Origin of the sequence: Anaerobutyricum soehngenii, from assembly GCF_009697165.1 — a bacterium.
In the GTDB taxonomy this organism is placed as follows: domain Bacteria; phylum Bacillota; class Clostridia; order Lachnospirales; family Lachnospiraceae; genus Anaerobutyricum; species Anaerobutyricum soehngenii.
Map to the genome: position 1 here is coordinate 282,696 of NZ_VULP01000001.1, position 22,440 is coordinate 305,135.

General features: G+C 37.7%; 19 protein-coding genes. 18 read left to right on the forward strand and 1 reads right to left on the reverse strand.

All coding sequences use genetic code 11. The annotated features are described in order from the left end of the window. Positions 1–2 precede the first annotated feature (2 nt). From pknB to FYJ25_RS01265, 4 genes are all read left to right on the forward strand, one after another. Positions 3–2,108, forward strand: a complete 2,106-nt coding sequence (gene pknB, locus FYJ25_RS01250; RefSeq protein ID WP_154580336.1) for a Stk1 family PASTA domain-containing Ser/Thr kinase — start codon at positions 3–5, stop codon at positions 2,106–2,108. A gap of 27 nt (positions 2,109–2,135) precedes the next feature. Further along, positions 2,136–3,014: a ribosome small subunit-dependent GTPase A gene (gene rsgA / locus FYJ25_RS01255; RefSeq protein ID WP_021908008.1), complete on the forward strand. Its 879-nt coding sequence runs from the start codon at positions 2,136–2,138 to the stop codon at positions 3,012–3,014. 108 nt (positions 3,015–3,122) lie between these two features. Next, positions 3,123–3,812, forward strand: coding sequence for a thiamine diphosphokinase (locus tag FYJ25_RS01260; protein ID WP_154580337.1), 690 nt, complete (start codon positions 3,123–3,125; stop codon positions 3,810–3,812). 101 nt (positions 3,813–3,913) lie between these two features. Continuing rightward, a complete protein-coding gene (locus FYJ25_RS01265; RefSeq protein ID WP_154580338.1) occupies positions 3,914–4,954 on the forward strand; it encodes a leucine-rich repeat domain-containing protein in 1,041 nt (346 codons plus the stop codon). Positions 4,955–5,044: 90 nt separating this feature from the next. On the opposite strand, the gene ychF is transcribed toward FYJ25_RS01265, so the two are convergent. Further along, positions 5,045–6,142, reverse strand: coding sequence for a redox-regulated ATPase YchF (gene ychF, locus FYJ25_RS01270; protein ID WP_021908005.1), 1,098 nt, complete (start codon positions 6,140–6,142; stop codon positions 5,045–5,047). A 364-nt stretch (positions 6,143–6,506) separates the two neighbouring features. On the opposite strand from ychF, the gene lgt reads away from it, so the two are divergent. The 14 genes from lgt to sigE all read left to right on the forward strand — a co-directional run bounded on the left by lgt (position 6,507) and on the right by sigE (position 22,170). Next, complete coding sequence (gene lgt, locus FYJ25_RS01275) at positions 6,507–7,394, forward strand: prolipoprotein diacylglyceryl transferase (RefSeq protein WP_096239290.1); 888 nt, start codon at positions 6,507–6,509, stop codon at positions 7,392–7,394. 74 nt (positions 7,395–7,468) lie between these two features. After that, positions 7,469–8,251: an ABC transporter permease gene (locus FYJ25_RS01280; protein ID WP_096239291.1), complete on the forward strand. Its 783-nt coding sequence runs from the start codon at positions 7,469–7,471 to the stop codon at positions 8,249–8,251. Continuing rightward, positions 8,251–8,988 carry an ABC transporter ATP-binding protein gene (locus tag FYJ25_RS01285; protein WP_021907997.1) on the forward strand — a complete coding sequence of 246 codons (738 nt, stop codon included), beginning with the start codon at positions 8,251–8,253 and terminating at the stop codon, positions 8,986–8,988. The genes FYJ25_RS01280 and FYJ25_RS01285 overlap by 1 nt, the downstream gene beginning before the upstream one ends. A gap of 235 nt (positions 8,989–9,223) precedes the next feature. Further along, on the forward strand, positions 9,224–10,171 hold the full coding sequence (gene rsmH / locus FYJ25_RS01290; protein WP_154580339.1) for a 16S rRNA (cytosine(1402)-N(4))-methyltransferase RsmH: 948 nt from the start codon (positions 9,224–9,226) through the stop codon (positions 10,169–10,171). A 72-nt stretch (positions 10,172–10,243) separates the two neighbouring features. Continuing rightward, positions 10,244–10,777: an FtsB family cell division protein gene (locus FYJ25_RS01295; protein ID WP_147607601.1), complete on the forward strand. Its 534-nt coding sequence runs from the start codon at positions 10,244–10,246 to the stop codon at positions 10,775–10,777. Between the two features lie 15 nt (positions 10,778–10,792). Beyond that, positions 10,793–12,763, forward strand: a complete 1,971-nt coding sequence (locus FYJ25_RS01300; RefSeq protein WP_330578217.1) for a peptidoglycan D,D-transpeptidase FtsI family protein — start codon at positions 10,793–10,795, stop codon at positions 12,761–12,763. 36 nt (positions 12,764–12,799) lie between these two features. Next, complete coding sequence (locus FYJ25_RS01305) at positions 12,800–14,518, forward strand: peptidoglycan D,D-transpeptidase FtsI family protein (protein ID WP_330578218.1); 1,719 nt, start codon at positions 12,800–12,802, stop codon at positions 14,516–14,518. A 61-nt stretch (positions 14,519–14,579) separates the two neighbouring features. Further along, on the forward strand, positions 14,580–15,533 hold the full coding sequence (mraY, locus tag FYJ25_RS01310; protein WP_021907992.1) for a phospho-N-acetylmuramoyl-pentapeptide-transferase: 954 nt from the start codon (positions 14,580–14,582) through the stop codon (positions 15,531–15,533). Between the two features lie 79 nt (positions 15,534–15,612). After that, positions 15,613–16,974 (forward strand): UDP-N-acetylmuramoyl-L-alanine--D-glutamate ligase, encoded by a 1,362-nt coding sequence (gene murD, locus FYJ25_RS01315; protein ID WP_096239296.1) that lies wholly within the window; start codon positions 15,613–15,615, stop codon positions 16,972–16,974. Beyond that, the gene (locus tag FYJ25_RS01320; protein ID WP_227082887.1) at positions 16,971–18,101 is read left to right on the forward strand and encodes an FtsW/RodA/SpoVE family cell cycle protein; all 1,131 of its coding nucleotides are present in this window, start codon (positions 16,971–16,973) and stop codon (positions 18,099–18,101) included. The genes murD and FYJ25_RS01320 overlap by 4 nt, the downstream gene beginning before the upstream one ends. 31 nt (positions 18,102–18,132) lie before the next feature. After that, positions 18,133–18,906, forward strand: coding sequence for a cell division protein FtsQ/DivIB (locus FYJ25_RS01325; protein WP_154580340.1), 774 nt, complete (start codon positions 18,133–18,135; stop codon positions 18,904–18,906). Between the two features lie 302 nt (positions 18,907–19,208). Next, positions 19,209–20,354, forward strand: a complete 1,146-nt coding sequence (gene ftsZ / locus FYJ25_RS01330; protein WP_334293556.1) for a cell division protein FtsZ — start codon at positions 19,209–19,211, stop codon at positions 20,352–20,354. Between the two features lie 140 nt (positions 20,355–20,494). Next, the gene (locus FYJ25_RS01335; RefSeq protein ID WP_154580341.1) at positions 20,495–21,412 is read left to right on the forward strand and encodes a sigma-E processing peptidase SpoIIGA; all 918 of its coding nucleotides are present in this window, start codon (positions 20,495–20,497) and stop codon (positions 21,410–21,412) included. A 14-nt stretch (positions 21,413–21,426) separates the two neighbouring features. Continuing rightward, entirely contained in the window at positions 21,427–22,170 is a 744-nt protein-coding gene (gene sigE / locus FYJ25_RS01340; protein ID WP_021907986.1) for an RNA polymerase sporulation sigma factor SigE, read from the forward strand. Positions 22,171–22,440: the final 270 nt, after the last annotated feature.

The window sequence follows — 22,440 nt, forward strand, 5'->3', positions numbered from 1 at the left end:
CATTGCTGCAAAAAGGGACTATTTTAGCTGGAAGATATGAAATACTCGAACATATCGGTTCCGGAGGTATGGCAGATGTATACAAAGCCAGATGCCATAAATTAAACCGTTATGTAGCAATCAAGGTTCTGCGCCGGGAGTATTGTGATAATGAAAGCTTTGTGCGAAAGTTTACAGTAGAAGCGCAGTCTACAGCCGGATTGATTCATCCTAATATTGTAAATATTTATGATGCCGGGAATGAAGAAGGTATCCATTATATCGTGATGGAACTGGCGGAAGGAATGACATTAAAACGCTATATCAGACGATATGGGCGCTTAAGTGCCAGAGAGACCGTAGACTTCGCAATTCAGATCGCAAGTGGATTGCAGGCTGCACATGAGCATCATATTATACACAGAGACATTAAGCCACAAAATATTCTGGTGTCAGACAGTGGAACAATTAAAGTTACAGACTTTGGAATTGCCAGAGCAGCAACAGGAGATGATACGATTTCATCAAGTGCGATGGGATCGGTACGTTATCTTTCACCGGAACAGGCAAGAGGCGGCTATGCCGATGAAAGAAGTGATATTTATTCTCTTGGTATCACTATTTATGAGATGGCTACGGGAAAGGTTCCTTTTGATGGGGAAAATACAGTTGCGATTGCATTGATGCATTTGCGGGATGAAATTACTCCGCCGCGTTGTTATTTCCCGGATATTCCATCCAGCCTAGAAAAAATTATTTTAAAATGTACTATGAAGCAGCCGGAACAGCGCTATCAGAGTGCAGCAGAACTTATTCTTGATCTGCAGAAGGTATTTTTGTCTCCAGACGGTAATTATGTCTATGTGAACCCACTAGTAGATGATTCACCGACAATTCAGAGAAATACAGAAGACATAGAGAAAATTCGTAAATCCCTGATAGGAACAGAAAGAAAAAGAGATGTAGAGAAAAACAGATCTCGAGCAGAAGAAGAGGGAGACGAGGAAGAAGATTATAAAGATGATGCATCCATGAATCCAAAGCTTGAAAAGCTGATTCTTGTAATTACGATTGTCTTTGGTGTTTTAGTTGCCTGTATCGTCTTTTATCTTGTTGGAAATTCTCTTCATTTATTCCGGACATCTTCTAATAAAGGAACGACACAGGCTGCGGTTGAGACAACAACAGAAGCACCGAAGGAGGCAACGACCGCATCAAAGCCGGAGGAGACAAAATACACAAAGATGCCAAATCTGATCGGACTTACGAAAAATGCGGCCGAAGATGAGATGAAAGCGCTGGGATTAAAAGCAGACTTTGCATATGAAGACGGAAGCAGCAGTGCAGATAGTGATCTTATCGTAAAAAAACAACAGTATAATAAAGATGATGCTGTTGCAATTGGTTCTACAGTAAAGATTACACTTGGTAAGAAAGAGTCAGCAGATGCGACAACAACTGCAGAAAAAGTGGAAGTACCGGCTATGGTGAATTATACAGAGAAAAAGGCCGAAAAAGAATTAACGAAGGCTGGACTCAAAGTAAAGAAAGCATATGCGACAAGCGATACGGTAAAGGAAGGTTATGTGATCAAACAGAGTCCAAAAGGTGGAACCATCGTTAATAAAGGATTTGCTGTAACGATTACGATTAGTAAAGGTGTAGGAAAGACAACCGTACCGTCACTAATCGGTGTTTCACAAAGTGTTGCAGAAAGAGAGCTGAATCAGGTTGGATTAAAGCTTGGTACAGTAAGCTATGACTATAGTGGAGAAGTTGGCGTAGGCGATGTTATTTCTCAGGGAATTGAGTCAGGAACATCAGTAGATAAGGGAACAAAAGTATCGATTGTTCTAAGCCTTGGAGAACAGGAAAGTTATCGTTATGAAGGAAGCGTAAACATTGAAGAACAGCCATTTGATGAGGGGGCTTCCGGAAGCGTAAAGCTTGTGTTAAAGCAGGATTCCTGGGAAAGTACTATTTATTCGAAGAGTAGTGTAAGCAATGATGATTTTCCGCTAAACATTACATTTGAAGGAGACAGAGAAGGTGGCGGAACTGTAATTATGTATGTAAATGGCAAACAATATAACACATATAGTGTAAATTTAAGTGCGATTTCAGATTAGAAGCTTGCATATTTTATGGAGGAAAGAATGACAGGAAAGATTATGAAAGGAATCGGAGGATTCTATTATGTATATGTAGAACAGCAAGGACTTTATGAATGTCGTGCAAGAGGTATTTTCCGCAATAAAAAGATGAAACCGAATGTTGGTGACGTTGTAGATATTGATGTTTTATCTGAAGAAGAAAAAACAGGAAACCTTGTAAAGATTCATAAAAGAAAGAATCAGTTGATTCGTCCGATGGCATCCAATGTGGATCAGGCGCTTGTCATTTTCTCTGTTCATGAACCAGAACCGAACTTTCATTTGCTGAATCGCTTTCTGATTACAATGGAGCAACAGGAGATACCGGTAATCATCTGTTTTAATAAGACAGACCTCTCTACAGAGCAGCAGCAGGAACAGTTAAGAAAAGATTATGAAAACAGCGGCTGTATCGTTGTGTTTCAAGCAGCAGCAAAAGGCGAGGGGATTACTCAGGTAGAAGAGCTTCTGCGAGGAAAGACAACCATTATGGCAGGACCCTCCGGAGTCGGAAAGTCATCTACTTTAAATTGCATTAGCAAGGACAGGCAGATGGAGACAGGAGAAGTCAGTGAGAAGATTAAAAGAGGAAAGCATACGACAAGACATTCAGAATTAATTTATATTGGAGAAGACACATACTTGATGGACACACCGGGCTTTAGTTCTCTTTTCCTTGAAAATATTGAAAAAGAAGATTTGAAGTATTATTTTCCTGAATTTACACCTTATGAAAATACATGCAAGTTTAACGGATGCTGTCATATTCATGAACCTGGATGTGAAGTGAAAAAAGCATTAGAAGAAGGAAAAATCAGCAAAATGCGTTATGATGATTACTGTATGTTTTATGAGGAACTGGCACAGCAGAAGAAATGGTAATGAATTAGTAATGAATTAATGAATGATTCCTATCTATCAATATGAATTTCAAAGAAGAGGAAAACAGTGACTCTGTAAGAACAGAAAGTCAGAAAGGAATATCGAGGGATGAAGAAAAAGAAGAGTATTTTAATTGTAAGTGGTGGAAGCATAGATGTGGATTTTGCCAAAGAATATTTAAGAGAAAGACAGTATGACCATATTGTTGCGGCAGATTCCGGTCTTGCACACTGCAAAGAGATTGGAATAGAACCAACAGATATCCTTGGAGATTTTGATAGCCTTAGAAATTTAGAATTGTTAGAATACTACAGACAAAAAGGAATACCCTTACGTGAATTTCCAACACGAAAAGATTATACCGATACACATCTTGCAGTGAAGTATGCAATAGACCTAAAAGCAGAAGAAGTAACCATTTTAGGAGCAACGGGAACAAGATATGATCATACACTTGCCAATATCAGTCTGCTGGCATTATTACGTGATGAAGGAATCGACGCACAGATTGTTGATGCCCATAATGAAATAGAAATCCTTCGTGGTCCGGCCGAGAAAAAATATAAGAAAAAATATCATCGGAAAGGCAGCGAAACAGAGCAAAAGAAAGAATACTTCTCTATTATTGCATTTTCACCAGAGGTAACAGGCATTGATGAAGAGGGATTTTCTTATCTTTTACATCAGGCAGCCCTTTATAACAAAGAAAGCATCGGTGTCAGCAACGAAATTGTGGAGAAGGAAGCTACTTTACGATTACAAAGTGGATATCTTATCGTTATGAGAACAACAGATTAGAAAAGACAGTGTAAAAAGGCGTTGTTTTTAGAAAAAATTGTGCTATAATAACCCCTGTGAAAGTTTTGAAAGTACATGATATTTACAGGAGGAAAAAAATAATGAAAAAACAACTAAAAGCAATTTCTGCCTGTCTGCTGTCTGCATTACTTGCAACAACAGCTTTCCCTTTTTCCAAAGTAGAGGCAAAGTCAAAATGGGTTGAGATCAATGGAGTCAATTACGAAATAAACCGAATGACAGGTGAATGTGAAGCCAGTCTGAATGTAACACAGGGAAAGAGCGAGGTAACAATTCCAAATAAAGTTTCCTATCAGGGAGATACTTATAAAGTAACTTTCTTTAGCTGGGATGACTGGGAGCAGGACTGGAAAGAAGAGACAAGTCGTACATATAAACCAGCAGCTGGTTCTTATCAGGCCGTACTTGAAAAAATCACTATTGCAAAAGGCGTTCGTGTTTCTGAACCAGCATGCCACTATCAGAAGCTTAAAACAATTATTTTTGAAGACCCGGCAGGAGTTTCCGGAACAGAATTTTATGATTGCCCACAGCTTCAGAGCCTCTACATTCCTAAAAAAGTAAAATACTGGCCAACGGTGAGAAAGTGCCCAAAAGTAAAGATTACAGCATCTTCTGCTAATCCGTATTTAAAAGTAATCAATAATGACATTTACTCAAAGAATGGAAAAGTTCTTTATAGTGTAGCAAGCACAAAAACAAAGTATAAAGTAAAGAAGTCTGTAAAAGAAATAGAAGATGGTGCTTTTTACAAAAATGACAGTATTAAGAGTATTTATCTTCCGGATTCTGTAAAAGAAATCGGAGAAGAAGCGTTTGGAGACATGGAGAACCTCCAGTCAATCCGCTTTAGCAGATCAATCAGTGAATTAGACTATGCAATGTTTAATAAGTGTAAAAAGTTAAAAACAGTCAAGCTTCCAAAAAGAATTCAGACGATTCGCGGAAACTTCGGAGGAAAGAAAAACTGCTATCTTAAAAAAATATATATCAATGCAGTAAATTTAAAGAAGAGTAATTTAAAGAGTCTTCCGAAAAAATGTAAAGTATATGTAAAGAGTAAAAATGTAAAAAATCAGGTCAAAAAAGCCGGATTTAAAGGAAAAGTGATAATCCGGTAAAGAAAAGAGAAAAGAAAAAAGGAAATCTTACTTAGGTATTTGTCCAAGTAAGATTTCCTTTTTTAATGCTGTTTTGACACTGACATCATTTTATACATTAAATTTAAATAATACAACGTCTCCGTCTTGCATGACATATTCTTTTCCCTCAGAACGTACAAGACCCTTTTCTCTTGCAGCAGTCATGCTTCCATTTTCAATTAAATCCTGATAACTGATAACATCAGCTTTGATAAATCCACGTTCAAAATCAGAATGGATTTTTCCGGCTGCCTGTGGAGCTTTTGTACCACGAGTGATTGTCCATGCCTTTGATTCGATCGGACCGGCAGTAAGATAAGAGATAAGACCAAGCAGAGAATAGCTTGCCTTGATGAGCTTTTCAAGTCCAGACTCTTTTAAGCCGAGATCTTCAAGGAACATTGCCTTTTCATCATCGTCAAGTTCTGCAATTTCCTGCTCGATCTGAGCACATACAACAAATACTTCTGCTTCACAGCCCTTCGCATATTCTCTGACTTTTTGTACAAAAGGATTTTCTGCACCATCATCTGCCAGATCATCTTCAGAAACATTAGCCGCAAAGATAACAGGTTTATCTGTAAGAAGATTACATTCGCTTAATAATGCCTGCTCGTCTTCATCTTCAGTAACAAATGTTTTAGCAAGCTGTCCATCTTCAAGATGTGCTTTTACTTTCTTTAAAAATTCTACTTCTGCAGCAATCTTCTTATCATTATGAGCTGCTCGTGCGGACTTGGAAATACGGCGGTCTAATACTTCGATATCAGAGAAAATCAACTCAAAGTTAATTGTTTCGATATCACGAAGAGGATCGACACTTCCATCAACATGAATAACATTACTGTCTTCAAAACAACGTACCACATGAACGATCGCATCTACTTCACGAATATTTGCAAGGAACTGGTTTCCAAGACCCTCTCCTTTAGAAGCACCTTTTACAAGTCCGGCGATATCAACAAATTCAATTGTAGCCGGAACAATCTTTGCAGAATCATACATATCAGACAGTACTTTAAGACGCTGATCCGGAACGGCAACAATACCAATATTCGGATCTATAGTACAGAATGGATAATTGGCAGACTCTGCTCCAGCCTTTGTCAGAGAGTTAAATAATGTACTCTTTCCAACGTTAGGAAGGCCAACAATACCTAATTTCATAAAAATTCCTCCTATGTTGTTTTATGTACTCCTGTAGCTTTTCCTATTCTCAAATCCCATTAATGTGAGTATTACGTACACATCAAAAATTCTGCCAGTACATTTTAGAAAATCTGGAAATCAAGAATGGAAGTCTTTAGGAGTACATCTTAAATTCATAATTTCAATCTATTATTCTAACATAGAAAGCAAGAAAAAGACAGAAGTTTTACTATAGAATTCGGTGAAATTCTTTTTTCCTTTCTCTCCGGTGAATTAAATTGAAAAATTTCTTTGGGAGGGATATAATAAATAAAATAATATGTACTCCAAGAAAGACTCCGAGAGTACATTAATAAGAACAGGAGGTTAGTGAACGGAAGTTATGCAGTACACAGATATTCGATTTCCGCATCTTGGAATTGTTCTTTCCCATGTGGGAAGATATATCTCCATAGGGGATTTTCAGATTATGTTTTACGGAATTATCATTGCATGCGGATTTCTTGTCGGTTTGTGGGTGGCGCAACAGGAGGCAAAAAGAACAGGGCAGAATTCGGAAATTTACATGGATTACCTGCTTGTTATGATGATTCCGGCGATTATTGGTGCAAGAATTTATTATGTTGTATTTTCATGGGATTCTTATAAAGACAATATTCCGGAGATATTTAATTTAAGACATGGAGGACTTGGAATTGTAGGAGGCGTGGCTATGGCGGTTCTTGTCCTTTTTCTCTTTGCAAAAGCAAAAAAGCAGAGTGCGCTTTTAATGCTTGATACGCTGACAATGGGACTGCTTATCGGTCAAATTATGGGACGATGGGGAAACTTTTTCAATAGAGAAGCTTTTGGAGGTTATACCAACGGACCACTTGCTATGCAGATTCCGCTAAAGTATTTTGAACAGTATGGCAGGGTGTCAGAACTTGAGAGTTCAGGAATCCTTAAGCATCTTGTTACACTTACTGTTCATGGGGAGAAGCTGTCTTATATTCAGGTACATCCTACTTTTCTTTATGAAGGAATGTGGAATCTTCTTCTGTTGCTTTTTATCTTTATTTATCGGAAACATAAGAAGTTTGATGGAGAACTTTTATGTATTTATCTGATGGGATATGGATTGGGACGTTTCTTTATTGAGGGACTTCGAGTAGATCAGCTGCTTATCGGTCATACGGGAATAGCAGTTACACAGGTTGTATGTATTTGTATTTTTGTTGGAGGACTGATTGGGATGGTTCTTGGGCATAGAAAGAGTAAGGCTTGCTAAAGTCGCCTGTTTATGCTATAATTCCTTAGGTTTTTACAAAAAATAAGCAAAAAGCCAATGGGCTGGAGGATGTTATGAAGCGATTTTGGAAGGATTTAAAGAGTCACTATCGCTACGCCATTTATTCTGCAAAGTCAGAATTAAAATCAGAGGTTGCCAATTCCTACCTGAACTGGATTTGGTGGGTGTTAGAACCATTCTGCTTTATGCTGATTTATGCGTTTATTTTTGGCGTTGTGTTTAATGCAAGCGAACAGTATTTCCCGGTATTTATCTTCCTTGGTATTACCGCCTGGGATTTTTTCAACCGATGTCTGACACAGAGTGTAAAGCTTTTAAAGAATAATAAGTCTATTGTAACGAAGGTATATATACCAAAGTTTATTTTACTCATATCCAAGATGTTTTTTAATGGATATAAGATGCTTTTTTCTTTTGCGATTATCGTGATCATGGTTATTTATTTCAGGATACCGATTACGTTGAATGTATTATATGTTATTCCGATATTTATCGTGTTGTTTGTAGTGACATTTGCCTGCATGACACATCTGATGCATTACGGAGTATTTATTCAGGACTTAGCGAATGTAACGAATATTGTTCTTCGTATGGTATTTTATTTGACGGGTATTTTTTATAACATTGAGAAAAGATTACCTGCGAAATATACAGGAATCCTGATGAAAGGAAATCCGATGGCACTTGTGTTAAGTGGTATTAGAAAGTGCATTTTATATGGTCAGGCACCGGATGTGAAGTGGCTTTTTATATGGTTTATTATCGGTATAATTGTTGCTGCGTTGGGAATTCGTAAGATTTATAAGAACGAAAACAGCTATGTAAAGGTGATTTAATGGAAGAGAATAGAAACAGTGCAATTAGTGTAAGAAATGTATGCATTGATTATAAGAGTTTAAAGACAGGTTCGATTAAAGAAAACTTGTTCAAAATAAAAAAAGTTGAGCAGGAAATATTCCATGCGGTAAGAAATGTTTCTTTTGAAGTTCCGGAAGGACAGATTCTTGGAATTACCGGAAAGAACGGTAGCGGAAAGTCAACGATGCTCCGGGCGATTGCCGGAATCTTTTCAGCAGACAGTGGAGAGATTGATCTTCATGGACATACCATTTCCCTTCTGTCAATCGGTGTTGGTTTTAAAAATGAACTGTCAGGAAGAGAGAATATTATTTTATCTGGTATGCTCCTTGGATTCTCAAGAGACTTCATTATGGAGAAGATGCCGGAAATCATAGAATTTGCTGGAATTGGCAACTTTATTGATATGCCGGTAAAAACATATTCAAGTGGTATGTATTCTAAGCTTGCTTTCTCAATTACAGCGATTCTTGAAACAGAGATTATGCTTATTGATGAGGTGCTTAGTGTAGGTGACCAGAAGTTTAAGAAGAAGAGTTATAATAAGATGAAGGAGCTGATCTCTAAAAGAGACCGTACGGTAGTTATTGTTTCACACAGTATGTCTACGTTAGAAGATTTATGTGACCAGATTATCTGGATGCATGATGGAGAAATCGTAATGTATGATAAACCGGAGATTGTACTTCCTGTTTATACAGATTTCATGAGATAAGTTAAATGTTATAAGAATAAATAAATGTACTCTCGGAGTCTTTTTCACAAAATCAAGTACAAAAAGATTCCGAGAGTACATATAACAGAAAAAGGGGAACGGTTGTTTTTTGATAGACAATCGTTCTTTTTCTTTAGAATTTTGCAGGTAAAACATTGAAAATAACACTATATTTATATTGCATTACAGACATTGATGATATAAAATAAAATTTAAATGGGATACGGAGGTAAAAATGGAATTTGTTCATAAATCAATCATGCTAGAGGAAGTCATTGAGTCTCTAGCAATTAAGCCAAATGGAATTTATGTAGATGGAACTTTAGGTGGTGCAGGACATTCTTCTGAAATTGCAAAAAGGCTGGGGCCGGAAGGCAGACTGATTGGGATTGACCAGGATGGAGAGGCGATTGCGGCGGCAACAAAGCGGCTGGAACCGTATAAGGATCGAGTAACGATTGTCAGAAGCAATTATGCACAGATGTGTCAGGTGCTTAAAGAACTGGGTATTTCCAAAGTGGATGGGATTCTTCTTGATCTTGGAGTTTCTTCTTATCAGCTTGATAATGCAGAGCGTGGTTTTACATATCGTGAAGATGTTCCACTGGATATGCGTATGGATCAGCGTCAGACGAAGACGGCAAGGGACATTGTGAATGAGTACAGTGAGATGGAACTGTATCATATGATTCGTAATTATGGAGAAGATAAGTTTGCCAAGAATATTGCCAAGCATATCGTTGCGGCAAGACAGGAGGCACCGGTGGAAACAACAGGACAGCTGATCGAGATTATAAAGGCGGCTATACCGAAAAAGGTACGTGCTACAGGTGGACATCCGGCAAAGAAGACTTTTCAGGCAATTCGTATTGAACTGAATCATGAACTAGATGTGTTGAAGAATAATTTAGAAGATATGATCGACATTTTAGATGATAAAGGAAGAATTGCGATCATTACGTTCCATTCTTTAGAAGACCGCATTGTAAAGAATATTTTTAGAACCTGTGAACGTCCTTGTATCTGTCCTCCGGAATTTCCGGTATGTGTATGCGGAAGAGAATCAAAAGGTAAGGTAATCACAAGAAAGCCGATTGTGCCTGGAAGGGAAGAATTGGAGGAGAACAGTCGTTCGAAAAGCGCAAAGCTTCGTGTTTTTGAGCGGAGAATTACAAAGGAATAGAATATGCATCATACTTAAAGGAGAAGAGATTTCCTTTTTTATGAGTGAAGAATGAAGGTTGGAGGTTAGAATATGGCGTTTCGTGATACATCAGAACGTTACGAGTATATTTACGGAAGTAACGTTAAAAAGTTAGACAGAGAAACTGCAGGCAGTACAAAGTCCGGCAGTCCAAAGCGTGCAGGGAATACTGCTCGTAAATCAGAATATGCAGTGGAACGAAGCAAGGCAGTAAGTGCTCATTCAGAAACGGCAATTCAGAAGAATACAGCCCGATTTCTGGCATTTGACTGGAAGTATACGCTGATTGCTGTAATCGCAGTAGTTTTATGTGCTTCTGCGGCAATGTTTTATCTGCATGGAACCGTACAGTTGAATGTAATGGAAAAGCAGATTTCAGATTTAAAGACAGAGAAGGCAACATTACTCAGCAAGCAGAATGCAATAAAAGCAGAGATTGATAAATCCATTAATTTAGATGAAATCAAAGAATATGCAGAAAAGAATTTACATATGATCTACCCGGAAGATTCAAACATACTCCTCTATAAAGGAGAGTCTAATGATTATTTCAGACAATATGAAAGTGTAAATTCAGGAAAGTAAAAAGCAGGTGGTAAAGTGGCGAAGAAAATAAAGAAGATCAAACGCCTGACTGACCAGATGAGAGGTAAGCTGATATTGGTATTTATAGGTATCATCTGCCTCTTTTTCATTTTGGCAGTAAGGCTTACATATTGGACAGTAAACAAAGGCAGTGAATTTGAGACAAAGGTACTCGGACAACAAAAGCATGATAGCTCGGTTATTCCTTTTGAGCGTGGAAAGATTTATGACAGAAATGGGAATATTCTGGCAACAAATGAAAAGATTTATACACTGGTATTAGAACCAAAGAATATTCTGCTTCGGAAGAAGAAATATGAAGCGACAACAATTAACGCTTTACATGAATACTTTGGATTTAGTAAAAAGAACTTAAAAAAAGTAATCGAAGGGAATAAAGATTCCTATTATGTAGTTTATAAAAAGAATATGACCTACGATGAAGTTGCAAAGTTTCAGAAGTTCCTTGATATGGCAGATGATTCCACGAAAGGGGTATCGGATGCTAAAAAGGAAAAGATTGAAAGTGCCAGACAAGTAAAGGGGATTTCTTTTGAAGAAGATTATAAAAGAATTTATCCATATAATTCTCTTGCTTGTCGTATTTTAGGCTTTACATCTTCAGGCAATGTAGGAAACTGGGGAATTGAACAGTCTTATAATGAACAGCTTAATGGAGTGAATGGACGTGCATACTATTATTTTAATGAGGAGTTAGATCAGGAACAGACTGTAAAAGAAGCAAAGAACGGTAACTCCGTAGTGAGTACGATTGATATGCAGATTCAGAAAATCATAGAAGAAAAGTTAAATGATTTTGACAGTAAGATTGGAAGTAAGGTAACAAATATTTTAGTTATGAATCCACAAAATGGTGAGATTTTGGGAATGGCAAGTTCAAATCCATATGATTTAAATGAACCGATGGATGAGAAGAAGCTGTTATCTTTATATTCTCAAAGTGAGATTGATGAAATGAAAGCATATACCCAAGAGAAAGAAGCAGAAGAAGCTTCAGAAGAGGAGTCAGGAGAAGAATCCTCTGAAGAAACAACGGAACAGGAAGATAAAGATACAGAAAAGAAAAAGACGATTTATGATGCGTTCTATGAACTCTGGAGAAATGCGATCATCAGTGATACAAACGAGCCGGGATCTACTTATAAGCCATTTACTGTGGCGACAGGATTAGAAAGTGGGGCACTTACCGGAAATGAAAGTTATTTTTGTACAGGTTCTCTTATGGTCGGAAAGCGTAACATTGGATGTTCTCATGTACATGGAAATATCACTTTAAAAGATGCAGTTGCCAAGTCCTGTAATGTTGCTATGATGAATATCGCATTTAATGAAGGTGCAGAAACATTTTATAATTATCAGAATATTTTTGGCTTTGGACGAAGCACAGGAATTGATCTTCCAGGCGAGGCAGAAACAAAGAATCTTGTATATAATGCCTCGAATTATTCCAATAGTGTCACGCTTGCAACGAATGCTTTTGGTCAGAACTTCAACTGTACGATGATGCAGATGGCAGCAGGTTTTTGTTCTCTCATTAATGGAGGGAATTATTACCGGCCACATATCGTAAAACAGATTCAGAATGATGGTGGAGATGTCGTAAAAGATGTTGGAAAAGAAGTATTAAGAAAGACCGTTTCCGAAGAAACATCAGCATCGATCCGTTCCTATATGCAGCAAACGGTGGAGAACGGAACCGGTACGAAAGCGCAGATTGAAGGATATACAATCGGAGGAAAGACTGGTACCGCTGAAAAGATACCAAGAAATAAAAAAGATTATTATGTTTCTTTTATTGGATTTACTCCGGTAGAAAAGCCCGAGTTACTGGTTTATGTAACGATTGATGAACCGAATGTATCATTCCAGGCGAATGCAGGTTTAGCAGTAGAACTTGAGAAGTCCTGTATGGAAGAAATAGTAAATGTTCTTGGAATTAAAGCAGCAACAAGTACTAAGGAATAAGTTTTTGCGTATACTGATTAATAAACTATTTCTGAGGTGAGCGATATAGAGATTCATTTATTTCAGAAAAGAAAATACAATCTTGTTTTCTTATGCTTTTTCCTGGCATTTTTACTTCTGACCGGACGATTGATCTATCTAACCATTTTTCGCTCAGAAGAATTAAGTAAAAGAGCATTAAGCATTGAGCAAAGAGAACGAACGATAAAGGCAGCAAGAGGGAAAGTTTATGACAGGAATGGAGTAGTGCTGGCGGATAATCAAGCAGTATGTTCTGTTTCTGTCATTTACTATCAGATAAAAGAACCGGAAAAAGTAATTCGGCTTTTGTCACAAAAGCTTGCGATTTCTGAAAAAGAAGTAAGAAAAAAGGTAGAGAAGATATCATCAAGAGAAAAAATAAAAAGTAATGTACCAAAAGCGATCGCAGATGAGATTCGGGAAGCGGGACTTTCCGGGGTCAAGGTAGATGAAGATTATAAGCGCTACTATCCATTTGGCACACTGGCATCTAAAGTGCTGGGATTTGCAGGAGCAGATAACCAGGGTATTTTAGGGTTAGAGTCCCGATATGATTCTACATTAAAAGGAACAGATGGAAAGATACTTACGATGACAGATTATCAGGGAATCGAAGTGGAGAACCTTGCGGAGGATCGAATCGAGCCGGTAAGTGGAGATGATCTGTATCTTTCACTTGATTATAATATACAATGTTATGTACAGCAGGCAGCGAAGAAAGTTTTAAAAGCAAAAAAGGCCAAAAGAGTCTCTGCTATTTTAATGAATCCACAAAATGGAGAAATCTATGCTCTTGTCAGCCTTCCAGAGTATGATTTAAATGAACCGTTTACTTTAATTGAAGAATATAAAGAGCAAGGAAAGACTCAAAATGATAAGTTAAACAATATGTGGAGAAATCCTGTGATCAGCGATTCCTATGAGCCTGGATCAACATTCAAAATCGTAACAGCTACGGCAGCATTAGAGGAGAAAAAAGTAACTTTACAGGATTCTTTTTTCTGCTCAGGATTTAAGCTTGTGGAGGATAGAAAAATACGCTGCCATAAAACGCAGGGGCATGGAGCGGAAACGTTCCAGCAGGGATTTATGAATTCCTGTAATCCGGTTTTTATGGAAATCGGAGCAAGAGTCGGGGCAAAAGATATGCTGAAGTATTATCAGAAGCTGGGGCTTTACGAAAGAACAGGAGTGGATCTTCCGGGAGAGGCAAACTCCATTATGCATAAACTTAGTAAAATAGGCGCGGTAGAACTTGCCACAATGTCATTTGGGCAGTCAATACAGATTACACCTTTGCAGCTGCTTCGGGCAGTAAGTGCGGGAATTAATGGAGGAAAGCTTGTAACCCCGCATCTGGCAATGGAAAAGAAGGACAGCATTACGAAAGAAATAACACAGTATGAATATCCTATAAAGCCGGGAGCAGTTTCAGAAGAAACTTCACAGACATTAAGAGAACTTTTAGAAGCAGTAGTGGCGGAGGGAACAGGGAAGAACGGGCAGGTTGAGGGATATCGTGTGGGAGGAAAGACTGCAACAAGTGAAAAACTTCCGCGGAGAAGCGGAAAGTATATTTCCTCTTTCCTGGGATTTGCTCCGGCAGATTCTCCAAAGATTCTGGGACTTGTATTGATCGATGAACCGCAGGGGGTCTATTATGGCGGGGTAATTGCGGCTCCGGTCATGGCAGAAATTTTTCAAAATGTCCTGCCCTATCTTGATAATCTGTGAAAAGAGGATTATACTGTGTAAGAATGTCTTAAACTACAATAGATAAAATGGAGGTTAAATTATGGATCATTCAATTGCAATACCAGCATTAGTTGCATTTTTTATTACATTAATATTAGGACCGGGACTCATCAGCTTTTTACATAAGCTGAAGTTTGGTCAGTTTATCAGAGAAGAAGGACCAGAATCTCATCTGAAGAAGTCCGGAACACCTACAATGGGTGGAATTTTATTTCTTGTCGGAATTTTAGTAGGATGTGCTTTTTATATCCCGGATTATAAAAGGATTATTCCTGTTTTATTCGTTACTCTTGGATTCGGACTGATTGGATTCCTTGATGATTATATCAAAGTAGTAATGAAGAGAAATCTCGGGCTGACACCGGCACAGAAAATGCTTGGACAGATTGTCATTACTGCTGTTTTTGCATTTTATATGGTGAACCATTCTGGATTAGGAACAGACGTGATTCTTCCGTTTTCCGGAGGGAAAGAATGGCATCTCGGAATTTTATATATTCCGGTGTTATTCGTTGTTGTGCTTGGAACAGTGAATGGAGCGAACTTTACAGATGGACTTGACGGCCTTGCCGCAAGCGTGACAACTTTGATCGCTGTATTTTTAACAGTAATCGCTGTAGGAACAAATGCAGGAATCCATCCGGTAATCTGTGCGGTTATTGGTGCCTTACTGGGATTCTTATGCTTCAATACACATCCGGCTAAAGTATTTATGGGAGATACCGGTTCTCTGGCGCTTGGTGGATTTGTCGTATCTACAGCATATATGTTAAAGATCCCACTATTTATTCCAATCGTTGCATTTATTTATTTTATTGAGGTACTGTCTGTTATCATTCAGGTAACCTACTATAAAAAGACCAAGAAGCGTATTTTCAAGATGGCGCCGATTCACCATCATTTTGAGTTATCAGGATGGCCGGAGACAAAGGTTGTTTCTATTTTCTCAATTGTAACAGCAGTATTATGTCTGATCGGTATGCTCGCGTACTAATTTAGAAGGATAGCATCTGAAAAATACGAGATATGACAATAGAAAAGTGAAAAGACACAGAGAAACTTGGAGGTTTAACATGGATTTAAAAAGTAAGAAAATACTCATTGCCGGAGCTGGAATCAGTGGAATTGGCGCAGCAGCTCTTTTAGGAAAAGCAGGAATTCCAGCGGCAATCTATGATGGGAATGAAGCATTAGATCAGGCAGCAGTTGCAGCAAAATTGCCGGAAGGAATGGAAGTATCTTTTGAATTAGGCGAATTTAAAGAAGAATTAGCAGACAAATATGATATGCTGATCTTAAGTCCGGGAATTTCCATTCATCAGCCTGTAGCACAGGCATTTTATGTAAAAAATAAACCTGTATGGGGAGAGATTGAGTTAGCATCACATTTTGCAAAAGGAAAGATTGCAGCGATTACGGGAACAAATGGTAAGACGACAACAACGGCTTTAGTAGGAAGTATTTTACGTGAGTACTATCAATCTGTTTTTGTTGTAGGAAATATCGGAATTCCATTTACCTCTGTAGCATTAGATACAACAGAAGATTCTGCGATCGCAGCAGAGATAAGCAGCTTCCAGTTAGAGACTACAATTGATTTTCAGCCGGAAGTCAGTGCGGTATTAAATGTGACGCCAGATCATCTTGATCGCCATGGAACAATGGAAGTGTATGCAGATACGAAGTTTTCTATTTCTAAGAAACAAAATAAAGATCAGGTGATCGTATTGAATTATGATGATCCGATTACAAGAGCTATGGCAGAAAAAGCAACGGCACATCCGGTAATGTTTAGTCGTTTAGAGGAACTTGCTGAAGGTATTATTTTAAGAGATGATACATTTATCATTAAAGAAAATGGCAAAGAAATGCCGGTATGTACAACTTCGGAAATTAAATTGCTTGGTTCTCATAATCATGAAAATATTCTGGCAGCTATCGGCATAACATATTATATGGGAGTTCCAGTAGAGAAAATCCGAGATGCAGTTATGAAGTTTACTGCAGTAGAACATCGTATAGAATATGTCGATACAGTAGATGGAGTAGATTATTACAATGATTCCAAAGGAACAAACCCAGATGCTGCGATTAAGGGAATTTCTGCCATGACAAAACCAACGATTTTATTAGGCGGCGGTTATGATAAGAAGTCTACGTACGATGAATGGATTGATGCATTCCATGGTAAAGTACGATATCTCATTGTAATGGGAGCAACAGCGCAGGCTATTGCGGATACTGCAAAGAAACATGGTTTTCATAATGTGATTTTTGCAGAGACCTTTGAAGAAGCTATGGATATTGCAAGAGAAAAGGCAAGACCGGGAGATGCAGTATTACTGTCTCCGGCATGTGCAAGCTGGGGCATGTTTAAAAACTATGAAGTCAGAGGAAAAGTATTTAAGGAGATCGTCCGAAAGTTTAAGGGGTGAATGCTGTGCAAAAAAAGTCATGGGAAAGTCAAAAGATGCGGGCGCAGGCCATAGATTATTCCATATTGTTTCTGGTACTCTTTCTTGTAGGGTTTGGACTGGTCATCTTGTATTCAACCAGTTCCTACAAAGGAAGTCTGCTACATAATGACACAGCATACTGGTTGAAAAAACAGGCATTTTTTGCAGTGATCGGAATTGCAGGAATGATGATTATTTCCAGACTGGATTATCATATCTGGAAGAAAAAATGGTGGTTTATATGGGCTGTTTACGGTGGGACAATTGCTTTACTGCTTCTTACTTTTGTAATTGGAGCCGCAAGTCATGGCTCAAAGCGATGGCTGCCACTTGGTCCGATCAGTTTTCAGCCATCCGAGCTTGCAAAGATTACGTTGAACTTGTTTCTAGCTGCATATATAAGCAGCAGGGCGAGACAGATGCGCACAGGAAAGGGACTTCTGGAGCCATTTCTTCTTGTACTTCCGATTGTAGGCATCGTAGGTATTGAAAATTTAAGTACCTGTATTATATTACTTGCAATCTCCTTTATTATGATATTTGTTGCAACACCATTATATAAGCCATTTCTTGGTTTGATCGGAATTGGTGTAGCCGGAGCTGTTTTACTTATCCTTACACAGGGATATCGAATGGAACGTATTACAGTGTGGCTGGACCCGGCATCTTCTGATAAAGGGGAACAGACCATGCAGGGACTTTATGCCATAGGGTCTGGCGGCCTTTTTGGAAAAGGACTTGGGCAGAGCATGCAAAAGCTTGGTTTTCTTCCGGAAGCGAATAATGATATGATTTTTTCGGTAATCTGTGAAGAACTGGGATTGTTTGGTGCGCTGTGCGTTCTGGCATTATTCTTTGCTTTGCTCTGGCGTTTTATGGTAATAGCGATTAATGCACCGGATCTTTATGGCTCCATGCTTGTGATAGGTGTGATTGCTCATATAGGTATCCAGGTTTTTATTAATATTGCTGTTGCGACAAATACAATGCCAAATACAGGAATTCCTCTTCCATTTATTAGTTATGGTGGAAGTTCACTGGTCTTTCTTTTATTAGAGATGGGCTTGGTACTTTCTGTATCCAGATATATAAAAATAAAAAAATAAAAAGTAAAAAGACGGGGAAAGAAATAGAAAGATGGAAGAGAGAAATTTAAAACTGGTTGCAGACAATAATCCAAGAAAAAGACATCTCCTCCTGCTTCTGGTTGCTCTTGTAGTAATTATCGGATTGGGAATATATTTTCTGCTTACAGACTTTTCTATTCAAAAAGTAGAAATAAAGGGGAATGATACATATACAAATACAGAAATACTGGATGCAATGAAAGAAGATGGGTATGTGAATAACACCCTTCTTATGATTGCGCAGAATCAGATATTTGGACAAACCTACCTGCCGTTTATCGACAAGATATCTATGGACTATGATGACAGCCATATCCTTAAAGTACGTGTAAAAGAGAAGCTGCGGGCAGGCGTTTTTCAATATATGAATCAATATGTTTACTTCAACGAAAATGGAATTGCGATGGAGAGCAGGAATACCCTTTTTAACGGCGTTCCGGTTGTTACCGGTGTAAAGTTTAATGAAATGAAGCTGAAAAAGAAAATACTCGAAAATAAAGTCCCGGTAAAGGAAAGTTACTTTAATACAATCGTATCTATTACGAAAAAGATTGCGACGTACAAGCTGACAGTTTCTGAAATACATTTTGAAGGAGAAGATGATATTACACTGATTTCCTCAAAGTACAAGATATATTTGGGAAGTTCCTCCTATCTTGATGGTAAAATATCAAAAATCCCATCTATATTAAAGACAATTTCGTCAAGTTATAAACAGGGAACAATTGATATGCAGTTGTATACAGATGAAAAGCCGATCATTACTTTCAAGAATATGAAGTAAATAATTCAAAGTATCTGTAAACATTCTCCTGATTTCTCAAGGCAATTATGGAAATTTAGATAGAAGTCAGAAAAAAAAGCAAAAATTCAATTTTTCTAGTTGATTATTTCTATAAAAAACCGTATTATATAACTACATACATTTTAAAATCGGGTGAATTATATCAGATGTGAGATGCACAGAAGAAGTATGTCATGCATTGCATGATGCGCATCTCGTAGCAAGAATGCCGGGGCATTCTTGAAATTTGCGAATTTATATATTTACATAGAATAAGGAGGAGTAAAACCTTGTTGGAAATTATGTCAAACGAAGAATTAGCACAAGCTAAAATCCTAGTTATCGGTGTTGGTGGAGCCGGTAACAATGCAGTTAACCGAATGGTTGACGAAGCTATCGAGGGTGTGGAATTAATTGGAATTAATACGGATAAACAGGCTCTTGATTTATGTAAAGCTCCTACAAGAGTACAGATTGGTGAGAAGCTGACGAAGGGACTGGGAGCTGGTGCGAAGCCGGAAATCGGAGCAGCAGCAGTAGATGAGAACCGCGATGAGATTACGGAACTTGTAAAAGAAGCAGATATGGTATTCGTTACCTGCGGTATGGGTGGTGGAACCGGAACCGGTGCTGCACCTGTTGTGGCGAAGATTGCAAAGGACATGGGAATCCTTACGGTCGGTGTCGTAACAAAGCCATTTATTTTTGAGGGTAAACCTCGTATGAATAATGCACTCAGCGGAATCGAACGTCTTAAAGAGAATGTAGATACATTAATTATTATTCCTAATGATAAGCTGTTGCAGATTTGTGATAAGAGAACATCTATTAAAGATGCTTTTTGTAAAGCAGATGAAGTACTCCAGCAAGGTGTACAGGGCATTACAGACTTAATCTTTAAGCCAGGTCTTATCAACTTGGATTTTGCAGATATCCAGACAGTAATGCGTGATAAAGGAATTGCTCATATCGGAATTGGTGTTGGAAGTGGTGAAGATAAGGCAGTTGATGCGATTAAGAGCGCCATGGAAAGTCCTCTTCTTGAGACCACAGTCAGTGGAGCTACCGACATTATTATCAACTTCTCTGGTGATATTGGAATTCAGGAAGTTTATGAAGCAGTATCTTATCTCACAGAAGTTGCCGGTGACGAAGCGAACATTATCTTTGGTAATGTAGAGAGCGAAGATGTACCAGATGATGAAGTAAGTATTACAATCATTGCGACAGGACTCCACGATGTTTCCGGAAAGGGAGCATCTGCTGTAAGAGTGAACCGAAAACCAGCAGCAGATAAGAATGTAGAAGGGAATGGACCTACTTATAGCGGACAGGCAATTAAGTCAGCGCAGAGTAGCAGAACTTCAGAGAATCATGAGACAACACGAACTTATGATAACAGAGACATGGAGATTAAGATTCCGGAATTCTTACAGAAAAGAAGATAATACATAAGTAAGAGTTTTCCTCTTTTAGGCAGACAATGTCGCCAGAGGTCGAATAATAAAGAATTTTTCTTTATTATTTCGACCTCATTTTTTTATGCAAATTTATATAATAAATTAACCACATAACAGTAAAAGATGCTATGAAGCAAATTCATCCGATTCTATTGCAGGTTTGTTACAACTTTGTGGCAGACTATATTATACTGTTCTTTATAAAAAGAGATTTATTTCCAGAAAAGAAACAATCTCAAATAATAAAGGCAGCCGCTATTTTCTCAATGACTTATGTAATCTGGGAATGGACAACAACAGGAATGTCCCCAGTTACAAGAGGGATTCTTAAATGGTGTAGTATCCTTGCTTTAATTTGTCGATTTTTTAAAATTACTTCTGTTTCACTTTTTAGAAAAACAATAACAGTATTCTTATGTTACTTGTTTTTGATGGGAGGAAGTGTCACTTTTTTTCTTACATATATACAGATTGACCAGGTAAAAGCAATAAAAGAAGCGTATAAAGCAATCGCTGTACTGTTTTTATCATCAGGAATTCTTTTAGCATATAAAAGAAAACAAAAACAGGAAAAGCGTGAAGAAGAAGCCCGGAAAAATATATACGATATACGGATTTCAAGAAAAGGAAAAACAATAACATGTCGAGGGTTTTATGATTCCGGAAATCTTTTAACAAGTCGTATTACCGGACAGGGAGTATGCATTATAACACAAGAAAAAGCAAGGGAAATATTAATGCCAAAAGAACAGCAAGAAGTAAAGAAAATTCTTACAGACTCATCGGAAAGTCTTTCATGGAGAATGTGGGCAAAACAGTTTCAAGAAGGGATGTATATATTGCAGTATTCCTCCGTTGGCAAAAAAAATGCAAAAATGCCCGGAGTCATGGCAGAACAGATTGTTGTGTTGAAAAATGAGGAGGTGCTTGTAAAAACAAAAGGAATGCTTGGTATCAGTTCGGAAAAATTTGTAGAACAGAATACATTTTCTATATTACTTCCGGCCGATATTTTTGAAAGAGAAAAAAATCGAAATATCATTTGATGGAGGGCAAAAGTATGGCAGTTGTATTAAATGCATCAGGAGTAAACAGAGTAAGATTTACAGTGATAAATAATATGAAGTCACTATTTCATCCACAGCGGGAAATACACTATATTGGAGGAACAGACATCCTTCCGCCGCCATTAGAACCAGAAGAAGAAGCATACGTGTTAAGTCAGCTAGATACAAAACGAAGTGAAGAAGCCAAAGCACTTTTAATTGAAAGAAATTTACGATTAGTTGTTTACATAGCAAAGAAATTTGAAAATACAGGAATCGGAGTCGAAGATTTAATTTCAATTGGAACAATCGGACTGATCAAAGCAATCCATACCTTTAAATTAGATAAAAAAATAAAACTGGCAACCTATGCCTCACGTTGCATAGAAAACGAAATTCTCATGTATCTCAGAAGAACAAATAAAACAAAACTAGAAGTATCCATCGATGAGCCATTAAACGTAGACTGGGATGGGAACGAACTTTTACTATCAGACATCTTAGGAACAGACAACGATGTGATTTCAAAAGATATTGAAGACGAGATAGATAGAAAAATGCTGAATAAAGCAATGGAAATATTATCAGAAAGAGAAAAACTGATTATTCGGTTACGTTTCGGTATAGGCGGAGACGGAAATGAAGAAAAAACACAGAAAGAAGTAGCAGATCTGCTGGGAATCTCCCAATCTTACATATCCAGACTGGAAAAGAAAATAATCCATCGACTAAAAAGAGAAATAATAAAAATGGAATAAAATACTAATTTGCTGGGGATACAGACGCCGCTTTAGTAGAAGATATTGAGCTGAATTGTAGTTAGTCTTCTAAAGAAAAAAGAATTGTTATAAGTTAGATTTTGTTCCATTGCGCTAAGCATTCCATTCTGCCCAGAAAAACAGGAACTTGGGAAAAACGAGTCCCAAGTTCCTATGGTCAGAATTCCACAGCGCAAAGTCACAAAATACAATACTTATAACAATTCTTTTTTCTTTATCATTAGGTTTCCTTCAATTCAGCATAAAATT

What these genes read in the sequence shown, in the direction of transcription:
- rsgA (WP_021908008.1), top strand. Translation starts at nt 2,136, where the DNA reads ATGACAGGAAAGATTATGAAAGGAATCGGAGGATTCTATTATGTATAT.
- FYJ25_RS01260 (WP_154580337.1), top strand. Translation starts at nt 3,123, where the DNA reads ATGAAGAAAAAGAAGAGTATTTTAATTGTAAGTGGTGGAAGCATAGAT.
- FYJ25_RS01265 (WP_154580338.1), top strand. Translation starts at nt 3,914, where the DNA reads ATGAAAAAACAACTAAAAGCAATTTCTGCCTGTCTGCTGTCTGCATTA.
- ychF (WP_021908005.1), bottom strand. Translation starts at nt 6,142, where the DNA reads ATGAAATTAGGTATTGTTGGCCTTCCTAACGTTGGAAAGAGTACATTA.
- lgt (WP_096239290.1), top strand. Translation starts at nt 6,507, where the DNA reads ATGCAGTACACAGATATTCGATTTCCGCATCTTGGAATTGTTCTTTCC.
- FYJ25_RS01280 (WP_096239291.1), top strand. Translation starts at nt 7,469, where the DNA reads ATGAAGCGATTTTGGAAGGATTTAAAGAGTCACTATCGCTACGCCATT.
- FYJ25_RS01285 (WP_021907997.1), top strand. Translation starts at nt 8,251, where the DNA reads ATGGAAGAGAATAGAAACAGTGCAATTAGTGTAAGAAATGTATGCATT.
- rsmH (WP_154580339.1), top strand. Translation starts at nt 9,224, where the DNA reads ATGGAATTTGTTCATAAATCAATCATGCTAGAGGAAGTCATTGAGTCT.
- FYJ25_RS01295 (WP_147607601.1), top strand. Translation starts at nt 10,244, where the DNA reads ATGGCGTTTCGTGATACATCAGAACGTTACGAGTATATTTACGGAAGT.
- mraY (WP_021907992.1), top strand. Translation starts at nt 14,580, where the DNA reads ATGGATCATTCAATTGCAATACCAGCATTAGTTGCATTTTTTATTACA.
- murD (WP_096239296.1), top strand. Translation starts at nt 15,613, where the DNA reads ATGGATTTAAAAAGTAAGAAAATACTCATTGCCGGAGCTGGAATCAGT.
- FYJ25_RS01325 (WP_154580340.1), top strand. Translation starts at nt 18,133, where the DNA reads ATGGAAGAGAGAAATTTAAAACTGGTTGCAGACAATAATCCAAGAAAA.
- ftsZ (WP_334293556.1), top strand. Translation starts at nt 19,209, where the DNA reads ATGTCAAACGAAGAATTAGCACAAGCTAAAATCCTAGTTATCGGTGTT.
- FYJ25_RS01335 (WP_154580341.1), top strand. Translation starts at nt 20,495, where the DNA reads ATGAAGCAAATTCATCCGATTCTATTGCAGGTTTGTTACAACTTTGTG.
- sigE (WP_021907986.1), top strand. Translation starts at nt 21,427, where the DNA reads ATGGCAGTTGTATTAAATGCATCAGGAGTAAACAGAGTAAGATTTACA.